Source organism: Candidatus Nomurabacteria bacterium (assembly GCA_023898425.1).
GTDB lineage: Bacteria > Patescibacteriota > Patescibacteriia > 2-12-FULL-60-25 > 2-12-FULL-60-25 > HK-STAS-PATE-2.
This window is the reverse complement of sequence record CP060222.1, coordinates 627,140-641,738: the sequence shown is the minus strand read 5'-3', so window position 1 is coordinate 641,738 and position 14,599 is coordinate 627,140. Positions and strand designations below refer to the sequence as shown.

Sequence of the window (14,599 nt, the reverse complement as noted above, 5' to 3'; positions counted from 1 at the left end):
TGAGCAAATACGCTCGATATTTTATTATCGTGCGTATTCGATTGTGCGTGTTTCGCGAATAACCGTCACACGTACTTCGCCAGGAAACTTCATTTCAGATTCAATCTTTTTGGCAATCGCGCGAGCAAGTTTTGCTGCCGAGTAATCATCGATAGCCGTTGGATTTACAAAGACACGAATCTCGCGACCTGCTTGAATGGCATAGACTTTCTCAACGCCTTCAAACGACATAGCTGCCTGCTCAAGATCTTTAAGACGCTTCACATAGAATTCAAGAGAATCTTTACGCGCACCTGGACGCGCTCCCGAAATAGCATCAGCGGCTTTTACGATAATAGCCTCAAGTGTTTTTGGATTGTCTTCATGATGCCCGATTGATTGATAGCAAATCTCTTCTGGGAATCCATATTTTTTCATGATCTGATAACCGAGTTCTGGATGTGAGCCTTGCATATCGTGATCAACGGCTTTACCGACATCATGAAAGAGTCCACCCATTTTACAGACCGAAACATCAGCGCCTAATTCTTCGGCGAGTAATCCTGAGAGTTGTGCAACTTCAAGCGAGTGCATTAGAGCATTCTGACCATAGCTCGTACGAAATTTTAAGCGACCAACAATCTGTGTAAACTTCGGATCAATGCTTCCGACCGGAATACCGATTTGAAAGAGGGCGTCTTCACCAGCTTTTTTAATATCCACGGCAAGATCTTTTTTTGCCATGTCGACGAATTCTTCGATACGACCTGGATGAATACGTCCATCGTTAATGAGATTCTGTAATGCGCGTTTTGCAACCTGACGACGGATAGGGGAGAAACCAGAAACCGTAACAGCACCAGGTGTATCATCAATAATCAACTCACAGCCAGTGAGTAATTCGATGGCTTTAATATTACGACCTTCACGACCAATAATGCGACCCTTCATTTCTTCTGAAGGAAGCTCTACGAGTGTCGTTGTTGTTTCGGAAACATGCGAAGACGCTTGCTTCTGAATAATCAATGACATGATGGACTTGGCTTTGCGATCAAGTTCTTCGCCGGCCTGTTCTTCGAGTTTTTTCATTCGTCCAACGAGCACTTCGTTGTGATCGGACTCAATGCGTTTGATCAAGTGTTCAACGGCTTGATCTTTTGTAAGACCAGCAACGCGCTCGACAGCAGCAATAGCCTCTTTTTTCGCCGCTTCTGCCGCCTCGTGTTTTTCGATGAGCTGTTGTTTGGATTGTTCGAGTTCTGTTTTTGCTTTCTCAATATCTTCGTGTTTGCGATGGATGCTTTCTTCGCGCTCAAGTAATGCATCTTGATGTTTACGCACATCATCAAGAGCGCGTTTCTCCTCGAGACGCGCGTCTTCTAAAATTTTGATAGCTTTTTCTTTTGCTTTTGCGAGTACTTCGGTTTCTTTTGTGGCAGCTGCAGAAAGAAGTTCTTCTGCGGATTTTTTTGCTTCGTCGAGTCCACGTAGGCTTTTTTGCTCACGTAGATAATAACCGATGCCTGTTCCGACCGCTGTTCCAAGCAAGACGAAACCGGCCCCAAAAAGGGCTTGGTTCATACAATTCTATTGTTAGTGCTAAATCCCAAAAAAGGGAGTGAAAGTTAAAATATGGAGCGCCAAATCATCAAGCGGCTCTTAATCAAAAAGTAGCAAAAGAAACGCAAATTGTCCACTATGGTTCTATCTCGTTTATTGGTAAGAGCTTCTCTAAAATATGCTCTCTATCATCTAGCGGTGTTACAGCTTGCTCTGCTTGGTAATGACCAATAGACAAGCGTCTCAAGGTAAGGCAGTAGCCACCAATCCCAAGTGCATGACCCAAGTCATCAGCGATAGAGCGGATATAGGTTCCGCTCCCACAGGTGATTTTGAGTGTTAGCTTTGGATAGGAGTAGTTGAGAGTCTTTATCTCGTCGATACGTACGAGTTTGCTTGGGCGCATCTCTTCAGTTGCTTTGCCTTCGCGAGCTAAATCATAAAGGCGCTTGCCCCTTATATGCTTTGCAGAAAATAATGGAGCCTTTTGTTCATACCCACCACGAAATTGATTTAGCGCCTCTTCGATCTCTTCCAGTGTGGGTACATTCAGAACCCCCGCATGCGTGGGGGCAGGGGGTTTTGCTGTAGTGGGTTCCGTCGGTGTAATCTCACCCTCCGTATCAAAAGTCGTACTTGTTGCACCAAGAAAAATAGTCGTTTCGTAAACCTTGGTTTCATGCATGAGCTTTTCAAGGTTTTTTGTGCCTTTATTGATCCCAAGAATCACGAGTCCGGTTGCAAACGGGTCGAGGGTGCCAGCATGTCCAATGCGCTTAATTCCAAGCACACCTCGCATTTTGGCAACGATATCATGCGAAGTCCAACCAGCTGGCTTATCAACAAGTAAAATACCAGAAAGCGTTTCTTGGGGATTCATGGCCTCTATGTATCCTTTTTTCTCTAAACAGACAATAGAATACGACATTTATACATATTTTATTGCTAAATCGTTTGACGTTTTGCTAAAATAAGCCTAAACTCGCGGGCATGAACGTTACTGAACTCGCACGTCGTCTACGCGTAACTCCGCAGCAATTGCTCGCCAAACTCCCAGAGCTTGGCTTTGACATTGGTGCACGCGCTATCAAAATCGATGATCGCACCGCCGATCAGATGTATAAAAAATGGTTAGAAAACTCTCGTCGTGAACGTTTTCGTGACAACTATAATAAACAGCAGGTTGTTGCCGCGACCGATGCTGATGGTAAGCCAAAAGAGGTTGCATTGCCTTCTGTTATTTCTGTTCGTGATTTTGCAGGGTTGCTTGGCATGCCGGTGACTCGTGTTATTCAACAATTGATGAAGGCAGGTATTCTCGCTTCACAAAATGAACGCATCGATTTTACAACCGCGTCTATTATTGCTGAGGAGCTCGGTTTTAAAACGTTGAGTCAAAACGAAACAGAAGCAGAGCTAGCACAAAACACCGAAAGCGAAGATCGTCTTAAAGAAATTCTTACACAACAAGATAAAGATGTGCTCGTTGCACGTCCGCCAGTTGTTGTTGTGATGGGTCACGTTGATCACGGTAAAACACGCACGCTCGATGCTATTCGTAAAACAAATATCATGGAGGGTGAATCTGGTGGCATTACCCAGCATATCGGTGCTTACATGGTAGAAAAGAAAGGCAAGCTCATGACCTTTATTGATACTCCTGGTCACGAGGCTTTTACGGTTATGCGATCACGTGGTGCAAAGGTTGCTGATATCGCTATTCTTGTTGTTGCTGCGGATGATGGTGTCCAGCCTCAAACAAAAGAAGCAGCAAGCATTATCCAAGCAAAAACTTCCTTTTGTTGTGGCATTAACAAAATTGATAAAGAAGACGCAGATCCAAATCGTGTCCTTGGTCAACTTGCAGAAATTGGTATCACGGTAGAAGAGTGGGGTGGCAAGGTTCCAATGGCAAAAATCTCTGCAAAAAATGGCACAGGTATTGATGAGCTTTTGGACTTGGTTTTATTGGTCGCTGATGTTGAGCAAGATCGTATCCGTGCAAATCCAAATGCACTCGCTGCAGGTACCGTTATCGAAGCTCACGTAGATAAAGGTGAGGGACCAGTAGCAACCGCTATCGTACAAAACGGTACGCTTAAGCGTAATGACACGATTGGTATTAATGGTAATGCCTATGGACGTGTGCGCATGATGAAGGATTGGAACGGAAACGTACTTGAAGAAGCAACTCCAGGTATGCCAGTAAAAATCCTTGGGTTCAAAGCAGCGCCATCGGTTGGTGATATTATTGAGATTCCAAAAGACCCAAGTACGCTTGAGTCGAAAAAAGTAAAAGCGGTTGTACGACAATCTGTCGAATCATTTACGGCGACAAAACAAGCAGTAAATGAGGACGAAGAGAAAAAACCAACGTTAAACATTGTCTTAAAATCAGATGTCCTTGGTTCATTAGAAGCGATTCTTGGTGTTCTTGAGCGTTTCCAACACGAGGCGGTGGATTTGACCGTGATTCAAAAAGGTTTAGGTAATATCACCGAGGCAGATATCGAGCGCGCAGCAAATGCAAAGCCATCGGTTGTGTATGCCTTTAATACCGCCATTCCTACAGCGGTTGCTGTTGCGGCACGTGAAAAAGACGTTGAGATTATTTCAACAAAAGTTATTTACGACTTATTTGATGATGCGGTTGTTCGTTTAAACGAGCTATTACCAAAAGAAGTTACAATCGTTGATGTTGGTAAAGGTGAGGTTGGTGCAATCTTCCGCACCGAACCGGGCCGCATGGTTCTTGGTATGCGTGTCAAAGAAGGTAAGTTGGTAAAAGGCGCTAAATTACGCATTTGGCGCGGCGAAGAGATTATCGGTGAAGGTAAGATTGAATCTCTTCAATCGGGTCAGTCTGCGACAAAAGAAGCTTCTGCGGGTACCGAGTGCGGTCTCAGTTATGCAGGTAAAGCAAAAATCCTTGTAGGCGATATTCTCGATGCCTACATCGAAGAATCCAAGGTCCGTAAAATCGACGCTATTCGTTAAAGAAACCGCTCCCTTGTCAGGGAGCGGTTTCATCTTTATTATCTATACACGATTCTTTATTGAACATCCTATGGCCAAACACTTTACAGAAGAAAATTTTGAGCAAGAAGTACTAAAATCCTCCGTCCCTGTTTTTGTAGATTTTTGGGCTGAATGGTGCCCTCCTTGCAAGGCCTTTGGACCAATAGTCGAGGAGTTTTCAAACGAAGTAGATCCATCAAAGTTGATTGTTGGAAAATTAGATGTTGATGCAGCGCAAAAGATTGCTATGGAATATCGCGTGCTCTCTATTCCTACATCTATTGTTTTTAAAAACGGAGAAGTTGTCGAAAAATTTGTAGGTTCAATGACAAAAGAAGCGCTTGCTGAAAAGCTTTCGGCTTATACAAAATAACGATCGTGCGTATGCAAGATATTATTATCGTTGGTTCAGGGCCGGCAGGTTGGACAGCGGCCGTCTATGCAGCTCGCGCAGAACTCAAGCCAACGGTTTTTGAAGGTGATGAACCAGGCGGTCAGCTCATGACAACAACCGAGGTAGAAAACTTTCCTGGTTTTCCAAAAGGTATCATGGGACCAGATCTCATGGCAGAGATGCGTGCGCAAGCGGCACGTTTTGAGACGAATATTATCTCAAAACGCGTTGATGCGATTAAACGCATCGAAGGTGGCTTTGAGGTAGCGGTTGGATCTGAGACGTATCAGTCAAAGACCGTTATTCTTTCTACAGGCGCAACGGCGAAGCGTATCGGCCTTGAATCAGAAAAGGCTCTTTACGGCAAAGGTGTAAGCGCATGTGCTACCTGCGACGGGTTTTTCTTTCGTGGCAAAAACGTGATTGTTGTAGGCGGTGGAGACAGCGCCATGGAAGAAGCAAATTTTCTTACGCGTTTTGCAGAAAAAGTCACCATCGTTCATCGCAGAGATTCATTTAAGGCTTCTAAAATCATGCAAGATCGCGCCTTAAATAATCCAAAGATTGATGTTATCTGGAATAGCGAAGTTATTGAGATTTTGGGCGTTGAGCAAGACATGGTAACAGGTGTAAAGCTCAAAAATAACCAAAACGGCAATATCACCGAAATGGCTATTGATGGCGTTTTTGCAGCTATTGGACATATGCCAAATACGAGCCTTGTTGCGGATTTGGTGGATCTCGATGATCATGGCTATATCAAAACGGTGCCAGGGACAAGCTTAACGAATATACCAGGATTATTTGCTTGTGGTGATGTTCAAGACTCTCGTTATCGCCAAGCAATTACTGCTGCAGGATCAGGCTGTATGGCAGCCCTTGATGCGGAGAAATATCTCGCACAGTAATCATCCCCCGGCCCCTTCTTTATTTAAAGAAGGGGAGTGACTGAACGATATTGTTAAGCCTCCCTCTTCTTTAAATAAAGAAGAGGGAATGAGGGTGATGATTTCAGAAAACAAAAAAGACAGCTACTTAAGCAATCCGCATTCAAGAAATCTTTCTATAGGGGAGAGCGAGTCGTGAGACCTGCGGCACCCTACGCAAAGATTCCATGCTTGTCGTGAACGCGGATTGCTTAAACGGCTGTCAAATGAGACCTGGAGTATACATGAGAAAGCCCAATCTGTCAAGATAGGGCTTCTTTTATGCGAAAAAAGGCTTTTTTTACGTAAATAGAGGCAAAATAGCCTTTTTAGTCTGCGAGAGGGACGGTTTCTGTAGGGTTTGTCACTGGTTCGGTGATAGCGGCAACACCGATCAAACAAACAGCTCCCCATGGGCGATAAACGCTGGTAAATCTGTTTGTAGAAGAGGTTCCGTCGCCGTAAGTGACTTTATAGTCAACATGAGCTGAGGCACCTGCATGTGCGGACTCAGTGCAGCGTTTTTGACCAGGTGCCAAGTCTGTTGTTTCAATATATTTTGTGGCTGGAGCTGGGACGATATTGTAGGCGCCTGAGAGCTTTTGCTCCGCTTTTCTGCCGTCATTCGTACCCCAGATTGAGAAATAGAGTCCATCGCCTTTCATATCAGCGGTAATTAAGATATGTGCAGCGGTATTGTTTCTGAAGCGAAAATCCGGTGAAGGCTCGTAGATGGTGGCATCGGTACCAATAGGCTCATAATAACGTACACGATAGCTATGATTGCGACGTTCTGTGATCTCAAGTCCAGCAGCCATAGCTGCTCTAAATGACGTAGATCCTACTTGGCAAAGACCGCCACCGTATTCTGGGACGGTTTTATCACCCTTGATAACAAGTTCTGGCAACCAACCATGTGCGCCGTCGATATCACCGAGCGTAGCTAATTGTGAAAATTCTTCACCTGGAGCAATAAGGACACCATTCATTAGATCTTTGCCTTTTGCGATGTTCTTACGACGATTTGCGGGCGAACCATCAAAATAGGAGGTCCCAACGCCTAATAAGTCGTGAATACCAAGTCTTTCGGCGTCTGCACCTTCGATGCGCGGTGTTACACGCTCCAATGCAACGGTAAGGGTCTTTTTTGAGCTCGTTGAAGCAATGCTATCTAAAATAACTTTCGCAGTACTCACACCATCTATAGCGACACCTTCTTTTGGTGCGGTAAACGTTTTAATGCCACCATTTGCATTAAGCTCAAGATAGCCATTTTTTGCTTCTTGCAAGATATTTGCTGCAGGTTGAGCAAGAGAATCTACAATAGCAATAGGGGAGAGTGTAAGCTCAAAGCCATTTGAGGTTGATGTTGCTGTAATCCAACTTGCAAGCGTACTCGTGGTTACAGTAAAGGGCGTTCTGTCGATTAATAACGAGATCGGTGCATGCTCAAGAATAGCCGGTGCCTGGTGAAGAAGAGGTTCTAATTGCGCTTTTGTGACTCTTGGGCGTAATTCGGTGCTCTTAATCACAATTGGCTGATACTGCATGCGTTTTGTCATCGCTTGCCATTGAGCTACGGCGGACTCAATATCAGCAGAAACACCAATAACTTCAGGATCGACTTGAATGGTTGGTGAAGTTCCGCTCGTAGAAACAGCCATTAGCCTTGCATCAACCGCTGGCTTGATCTCCGTCTCGAGTAATTGCTGGAGCTGTTTACTTAGTAGCTCCGTATTGCCTTCGCAGGGCACATCGAGACGTTTTGGATATACAGCCATACGTCCGCGTTCTAAGGCGTTTACAATAAAGCTTTTGCCGCGACCGCTCTCAAACGCTTCTTTTACAGCGATATCGGTTTGGCAACGTAATAAGTCTCGTGCGAGATCAGGGTCATCAAAAGGAATATTGGTCCGAGAAAGCGTATAATCTTTGCCTTTAAATTGAAAAACAAAGCCGTTTCGCGTTGCTGTGTCAACGGAATCTTCGATAAGAGCATAGGCTTTTTCATAGCTGAGGCCATCTAAGCGGTCGCTACCTACAATTACGCCTGGCAATATGCGTCCTTCAAAGACCTTGTCATAGGTAAAGGCGGCGACAAATCCTGTGGCAGAAAGTGCGAGTACGAGCCCACCGACAATAGCGATAATATATCCGGACTTTAAGAAAGCCGAAGAGATAGACTCTTTCATATTTGGTTAGAGTACAAGGTCTTTAGAGTTCAGACAAGATGGCAGAGTGCCTATTTTGCTTTAACGGGTATGGTTTTTGATGAGTGACGAATTGGTAGACGTATTTCGAGGATCCCGTCTTTCATGCTAGCTATAGCATGGTCTGCATCAACATCTAGAGGTAATACAAGTGATCGGCTAAAGGCACCCCAATAGCATTCTCGATGAAACCAGTCATCATCTGCGATCGTCTGCTGTTGTTTTCGTTCACCTCTGATGGTTAATAAGTCACCATCAACCGATAACTGTAGATCCTCGGCTTTAATGCCCGCAGCACTGGAGCGAATGACGAGTTGTTCTCCATCACGAAACACATCAACATGAAGCTCGCCCTCTTGTGGCTGATCTAACCAATCTTGACCGTCAGAAGTTTCGAGAAAAAAGTCTTGCATAGTTTCAGAATATCATAATAGCGACAAGATAGATGTTGATAACTCAGCCTCAAACGCTAGTGAGAGAATGGCTGGTATGGTATTATCATACTATGCCCCTTGAGTTTACCGATCGAATACGAACCCAGTGGCGAGAGCTCCCGCAAGAGAGTCGTTTTGCTATAGGGATTTTATGCATGGTCGGTTTTGGTGTGCTCGGTTTTTCTGCGGCGTATTTACGCTTAAGGGTGACCGGGCCTTTTTTCGTTCCATTGGCTACAATACGAGAGTCGGCAAACTTGTATGACGATCTCCTCACGCAAAACAATCAAGATCTTGAGCTAAGAAAAAAAGACACAGATCGAGACGGATTAAATGATTACAGCGAGTTGAAGATTTATAAAACGTCACCGTATCTCGCAGATTCAGACTCTGATGGATTCGCTGATGCTATCGAGATCGCTCAAGGCACAGATCCTAATTGTCCAAAGGGTCAGCAATGTATACAAGGTCTCAACAATGATCGAGTTACAGGAGAAGCAAATAGCGATTTACTTGAAGCAGACAATCCCGTTGAAGCCTTTATTCTCCAGGCGCCTGACCCTACACTGATAAGCTCAGAGCAGAAACGCCAATATCTTGTAGAGACAGGGTATGTGACAGCAAATGAACTCTCGGATCTGCCTAATGCGCAAATTGACGATATTTACCTTTCAGCTTTTGGCGAAGCGGTAAAGATACGTCAACAGTTACAAGAAGCAGCTAGCGCTTCATCAACGACATCAACGGTTCCTGTCATTCCTGTTTCTACCACCACCAATCCTTAAACGTATGAAGAATCATTTTCACAAAAGAGAGCGCTGTCCGCACTGATTGTTGCGATGACATTTTGGATTGCCATAGGTCCAATGGCGGCAGAAGTAGTAAATGCACAGGGCAAGGTAGTTGCCACAATTGATGCAGATATTCCGGATCAGGTAAAACAAGTCAAAGAGAAGATTGGTACAAAAATTCTCACGGCAGGTGTAACCATTTTTTATAATGCTTTGCAAAAATTTACCTCCCGTATTGCCTATGATGCAGCAAATTACATTGCTAATGGAGGCAAGGGTCAATCTGCGCTCGTGTTTAAAAAAGGGCCAAAAGCGTATTTAGCCGATGTCGCAGGTGATGCAGCAGGGCAGGTTCTTGGTGATATCTCAGATCTCTCCTTCTTTAGAGATTCTGGTATTAATCTTTGTACGCCACCAAATCCTCAGCAGTTATTGCAGTTGCAGTTAACGATTGGCGGTCAGTTTCCTGGCTTAGGACAGGGTAATTTTAATACGCAACCTCGTTGTGACTTTAAACAGGTCATTAGTAATTACCGCAATCTTTATACAACGCTTTCTAATACCGAGGTATTAGACTATATCTCCGAAGGTATCTCTTATAACGGTAGTGATCTTGGTGCGAGCTTACGTATTCTTGGCAGGTCTTATACATTAATTGAGCAAGACGTAGACACAGCGCGTGAAAACCGCAAAGAAACTGGAGCTTTTCAAAACCTTGAGGATATTGTGAGTGGTAATGTGCGCACGCCAGCAGCTGTGATACAAAGCACTTTTGATCAAGCGGTTGTTAAAGATCCAAAAACAGGTGAGGTAACAAAACAGCAGGGTATTATTGGAAATGCTTATAAAGCTGGTGCCGCTCAGCTCGGTATTTATACGGCTTCTGTCTTTTTGAATACACTCTCTTCAAAAGTCCTAAACAAAGTAATGCAAAAAGGCCTCATCAAAGGCCTTGTTGATGCATTTAAAGACAATAAGAAAAAAGGCGGTGTTTCATCACCGGATGCAGCCTTTGTAAAAAATGCCACAGATAATCGTTTAGCCAATATTGAGTTGCGTGATTTTAGTTTATTACGAACAAGTGATGTAGAGGTATTATCTGATCTTTACTCATGTCCTGATTCGGGTAGAAATATTTGGAACTGTGCGATGGATGAATCATTGGCACAAACGGTAACCGGTCAAGATGGTGAGGGTAATTTAACGATCGAAAAAGCACTCGAACAAGATCTCCTTAAGGGTTCTTGGCAACTCATCCCTGTTACGGATGCAAAACGTAATCAAGATTCACAATGTTATACCTATGGCTATTGTGCAGGTAATCTCGCAAAATTACGTGCCATGCGTATTATTCCGATTGGTTTTGAATTTGCAGCAAATTCGCAAGAGAACATCATTCGCTGTCAGAATCCAGCGGGTTGCGTTACGTTAAAAGAAGTGGTTGATGGTTTTTCGCAATGTAACGCTCAAGGCGAGAGAGATGCTCAATTTCCTTGGTGTAAACTTATTGATAAAAACTGGGTGCTAACCTCTTTTCCTCAACAATGTAAGCTAACGGGTTTTGGTGAGTCACTTATCTCATCGCGTACCGCTCCTGAACGTCGTGAAGAATGCCGTGATATCCAAACATGTTTACAGCGTGACGAAAACGGTCAATGTGTAGGTGGTTATGGATATTGTGTTGCAGAAAAAACAACGTATCGCTTTAACTCAACACAATGTTTAGAACGTAATGCGAGTTGCCGTTCTTACACAACGCGTACAGGCCAAAATGTTTCTTATCTACGTAACACGATTGAAAGCAGTGTCTGTAGTGCCGACAATGTCGGTTGTTCTGCGTACTTCAGCGAACTCAACCAAGATGGCACCTGGAACGAAAATGGTCCAAAATTCTACGCTGACAAAGCGCTTACCGCGTGTGCAGCAAACGATGACGGTTGTACAAAATTGCTTGCAGCAGAGGTGGGTGGTACGGCATTGAATTACTTAGAAAATGCTTCATTTGAATCATCTGAAAGCAGTCCAACGGCGCTCGACGGTTGGACAAGTGCGCAGTCTGGATATGAATACTCAGAACCAGTAGCCGCGGACGGTGACTCCGCTCTCGTTGGAACGCGTGCTTATGAGGCTACCAGTCAACCGCTTTCGCAGACGGTCGCAACGCTACCTGGTAATATCGTTACTATTTCTGCAAATGTTCGTGCTCTTGACGCTGGTGCAGCGAGCTTCCAAATGGAAGCGAGTACAAATGCTGCAGCTTCTGATTTAACGGCTATTTACCGTTCTTCGGGCTGTGTTGCTACAGGAGAGCCAGCAATCTCAACACAGAGCTTTGGTACAAATTGGCAACGTTTTGAATGTTCCTTTGTTATCCCACCAGGTGCTACGGCGACAAGAGTTGCTCTCACAGGTTCAAATGCTCTTGTAGATGCCGTACAGTTTGAAGAAAACGAATATGCCACGGCTTTTGTTGACGGAGTAAACAGATCTTTGCCGGTTACGCATATGAAGGTCGCGCCAGAAGAGCTTAATTGCCAAGGGCTTGATTCTGATCCTGAGCAATGTAAGAAATTTGCTCGTGTTTGTAAGCAAGTAGATGCGGGCTGTCAAGAATATTCAGAAACAAATAGTACAGATAAGATCCCGGCGATTCTTTCGCAAAATGATCTTTGTCCTCAACAATGTGTTGGGTATGCAGAATTCCGCAAACAAGCTTCAGCTTTTGATCTTGTAAAAGATGTGAATATTGACTTTAGCGATGAAGCAGACATCGCGCCAAGTTATTTCATCCCTTCAACAGCAAATAGCTGTAAACAAGAAGATGTTGGTTGTGAGACATTTACAAATGTTGAGCAAGCAGCACAAGGCGGAGAAACAGCTCAATCATTTAGCTATCTACGTGCTTGTCAAAAACCAGACCCACTTCGAACAAAATCTTTCTATGTATGGGAGGGTTCTGCTGAAGCTGGTTACCAACTTCGTACTTTTAGTTTGATTGCAGGTGCAGATATCTTGCCTAACGAGACTGCTGTAGGTCCTGATATTTTAGCGAAACGCGGTACCGATGGCATGGTAAAAGAACCAACATCATGTAACGAAGATCTTTGGAGAACGGGTGTTGATCCAGACTGTCGTCAATTCTACGATCAAGCAGGTAATACCTTCTATCGTTATTATTCTCAAACGGTTTTATCTACGGATCAATGTGTAGCTTTGCGTATCTCACGCTCAGGTCAAGCGGATGACTGTCGTAAAACAGGTGGAGATTTTTACCCTCAAACAGGGGAGTGTCTTTACAATGCTTATCTCGGCGAAAGTCGCAGCTGTCAATCAACGGTTGCAGGTTGTCGCGCCTTTAAGGGTGTATCGGCAGGAAGCGTACAAACAGTCTTAACAGAATCCTTTAAAACAGGTATCGGGAGCTTCTCTGTTGGTGAGAGTTCTGATGAATCTGTGCTCGTAGGCGATAAGTCCCTTCGTCTTACTGCAAGTGCAAATACAACCGTAGCAAATTATGCGAACGAAAAAGACGCTTACTATCGCGTGAGCTTCTGGGCTAAGTCACCTGGAGATGTTCCGTCTGTACTTCGGTTAACGGCACTCGCAGGATCAAACCCAACAAAAGAGATCGGTACCACTTCAGTAGGGTCTGACTGGCAACGCTATAGCCTAGGTCTTTACCAGGGTCCAGATGCAACAATTGCTCAGTTAGAATTTAGCGCGCAGATCGCTGCAGGACGCTCTGTCTTTATTGATGAAGTTCGTGTTGAACGCGTGCAAGATACGGTCTATGCCGTAAATCAATCATGGAATACCCCAATTCAGTGTGATACGTCCTATGCAGGTGCACCAGAACCACAAGCGATGTTGGGTTGTCGTGAATATAAAGACACCTTTAATAACACGGTTTATGCCCATCGCTTTACGCGCTTATGTAAGCAAGAGGCAATCGGTTGTCGTGCCTTTGTAGATACACGCAATAGCGACTCAGCCTATTCACAAACGTTTGTTCAAGCAGATCAAACACCTGTTCAGATCGAGAACGGCGTTACACCTGCGCCAACATACCCAAGTAATACCACCGTACGTCCTGCTGATCGCATGTTGTACTTGGTTTACGATACAACCAAACTTTGTAAGCCAGAAAACGCTTCGTGTCGTGCTTTTGGTAAGCCAAAATACTCACCGGATCGTAATACGGTTGATACCGTTTCAACGGTCTACCTCAAAGACGATATTACAAAATATGGTGAGGCGCTCTGTAAGCCTTCAGAAGAGTTCTGTGAAGAATTTAACTACCAGGCAGGCAAAGAATATTTCAGAGCTCCACAAGAAAAAGCGTGTGAATACAAAGAGGGGATCCGTTTGTCTTCAAGCGACTTCCCTAATGCATCCGCAACTTCGGTGTTAGCTGGGTTGCCAGAAGGTAATTACAGTGGTTGGTTTGTGCAAAATACAAACATGCCTTGTTACCCAGAGATTTTAGAAAATGGCAGTGTCTTTGGCATGGCTCAATCGGGGGATCCTGCCTATTCTGGTTGGACGGCAATGTGCCCTGCATCAGAGAATAGCTGTACAGAGTTCCGTGATGTAAACGACCTTACTGATCCAGATCACACCGCTGGTAAGCCTTATTTCTTTATCAATGATGATAATATTGATAAGTCTTCCTGTGGTGGCAAAATCGACCCAGCAAATGGCTGTGTCTTATTGCGCGATCTTGCAGACAATACGCTTCGTTATAATGCAAAAGCAACGGCTCTCGCCTACGAAAGAAGTGGTTATAACCCAACATCACCTATCGATTGTGTAACAAATAGCACGAATGAATTCTGTCAGCAGTTACCAGCAGCTGATCAGGGTAAAAATGATGCAAACTTAGTCGTAAAGGTAAATCTTGATCGTGATTGTGCGCAGTGGCTTGGTTGCCGTAGTTCAGAAACGGTCTTTGATCAAGCAACACGTTCGTATAAGGATGTCTGTATTGACCTTGCTCTTTGTGATAAATCTACCGGTAAACCAGGAGATATCTTCTGTGCAAATTACGTTGATCGAGCTGATACAGCAAAAGAGCAGGTCTTAAGCGAAGGCGTCTTCTTTGATTCAGCCGTATACGCATCACGTGAAGTCGGCCTCGGTGCAAAAGATTATTCAGGTTATGCCTTGCCTAACGCCTTTCAGATTTCTGATACGAAGACCTTGCGAGTAGGTAAGGACGGATTGAACAACCGCATTCTATCCAGACTCAGCAAATCGTTTTGGTTTAGATTATCGTTTGGCAGCTAAG

At 44.4% G+C, this 14,599-nt stretch carries 9 protein-coding genes; 5 read left to right on the top strand and 4 right to left on the bottom strand.

Annotation, left to right across the window (positions count from 1 at the left end; genetic code table 11):
• Positions 1-24 precede the first annotated feature (24 nt).
• The gene (gene rny, locus H6759_03690; GenBank protein USN52111.1) at positions 25-1,560 is read right to left on the bottom strand and encodes a ribonuclease Y; all 1,536 of its coding nucleotides are present in this window, start codon (positions 1,558-1,560) and stop codon (positions 25-27) included.
• A gap of 115 nt (positions 1,561-1,675) precedes the next feature.
• Positions 1,676-2,467 carry a tRNA pseudouridine(55) synthase TruB gene (gene truB / locus H6759_03685; GenBank protein USN52110.1) on the bottom strand — a complete coding sequence of 264 codons (792 nt, stop codon included), beginning with the start codon at positions 2,465-2,467 and terminating at the stop codon, positions 1,676-1,678.
• Positions 2,468-2,529: 62 nt separating this feature from the next.
• Here truB and H6759_03680 point away from each other — a divergent pair, with 62 nt between their 5' ends.
• From H6759_03680 to trxB, 3 genes are all read left to right on the top strand, one after another.
• Complete coding sequence (locus H6759_03680; protein USN52109.1) at positions 2,530-4,536, top strand: translation initiation factor IF-2; 2,007 nt, start codon at positions 2,530-2,532, stop codon at positions 4,534-4,536.
• Positions 4,537-4,606: 70 nt separating this feature from the next.
• Complete coding sequence (gene trxA / locus H6759_03675) at positions 4,607-4,930, top strand: thioredoxin (GenBank protein ID USN52108.1); 324 nt, start codon at positions 4,607-4,609, stop codon at positions 4,928-4,930.
• Between the two features lie 11 nt (positions 4,931-4,941).
• The gene (gene trxB / locus H6759_03670) at positions 4,942-5,859 is read left to right on the top strand and encodes a thioredoxin-disulfide reductase (protein ID USN52107.1); all 918 of its coding nucleotides are present in this window, start codon (positions 4,942-4,944) and stop codon (positions 5,857-5,859) included.
• 347 nt (positions 5,860-6,206) lie between these two features.
• Here the strand turns inward: trxB and H6759_03665 are convergent, their stop codons facing one another.
• Positions 6,207-8,069 carry a VanW family protein gene (locus H6759_03665; protein USN52106.1) on the bottom strand — a complete coding sequence of 621 codons (1,863 nt, stop codon included), beginning with the start codon at positions 8,067-8,069 and terminating at the stop codon, positions 6,207-6,209.
• Between the two features lie 50 nt (positions 8,070-8,119).
• A complete protein-coding gene (locus H6759_03660; protein ID USN52105.1) occupies positions 8,120-8,500 on the bottom strand; it encodes an Hsp20/alpha crystallin family protein in 381 nt (126 codons plus the stop codon).
• Positions 8,501-8,592: 92 nt separating this feature from the next.
• Here H6759_03660 and H6759_03655 point away from each other — a divergent pair, with 92 nt between their 5' ends.
• Both H6759_03655 and H6759_03650 read left to right on the top strand, forming a co-directional pair.
• Positions 8,593-9,306 carry a hypothetical protein gene (locus H6759_03655; GenBank protein USN52104.1) on the top strand — a complete coding sequence of 238 codons (714 nt, stop codon included), beginning with the start codon at positions 8,593-8,595 and terminating at the stop codon, positions 9,304-9,306.
• A gap of 54 nt (positions 9,307-9,360) precedes the next feature.
• Positions 9,361-14,598, top strand: a complete 5,238-nt coding sequence (locus H6759_03650; GenBank protein ID USN52103.1) for a hypothetical protein — start codon at positions 9,361-9,363, stop codon at positions 14,596-14,598.
• Position 14,599 lies beyond the last annotated feature (1 nt).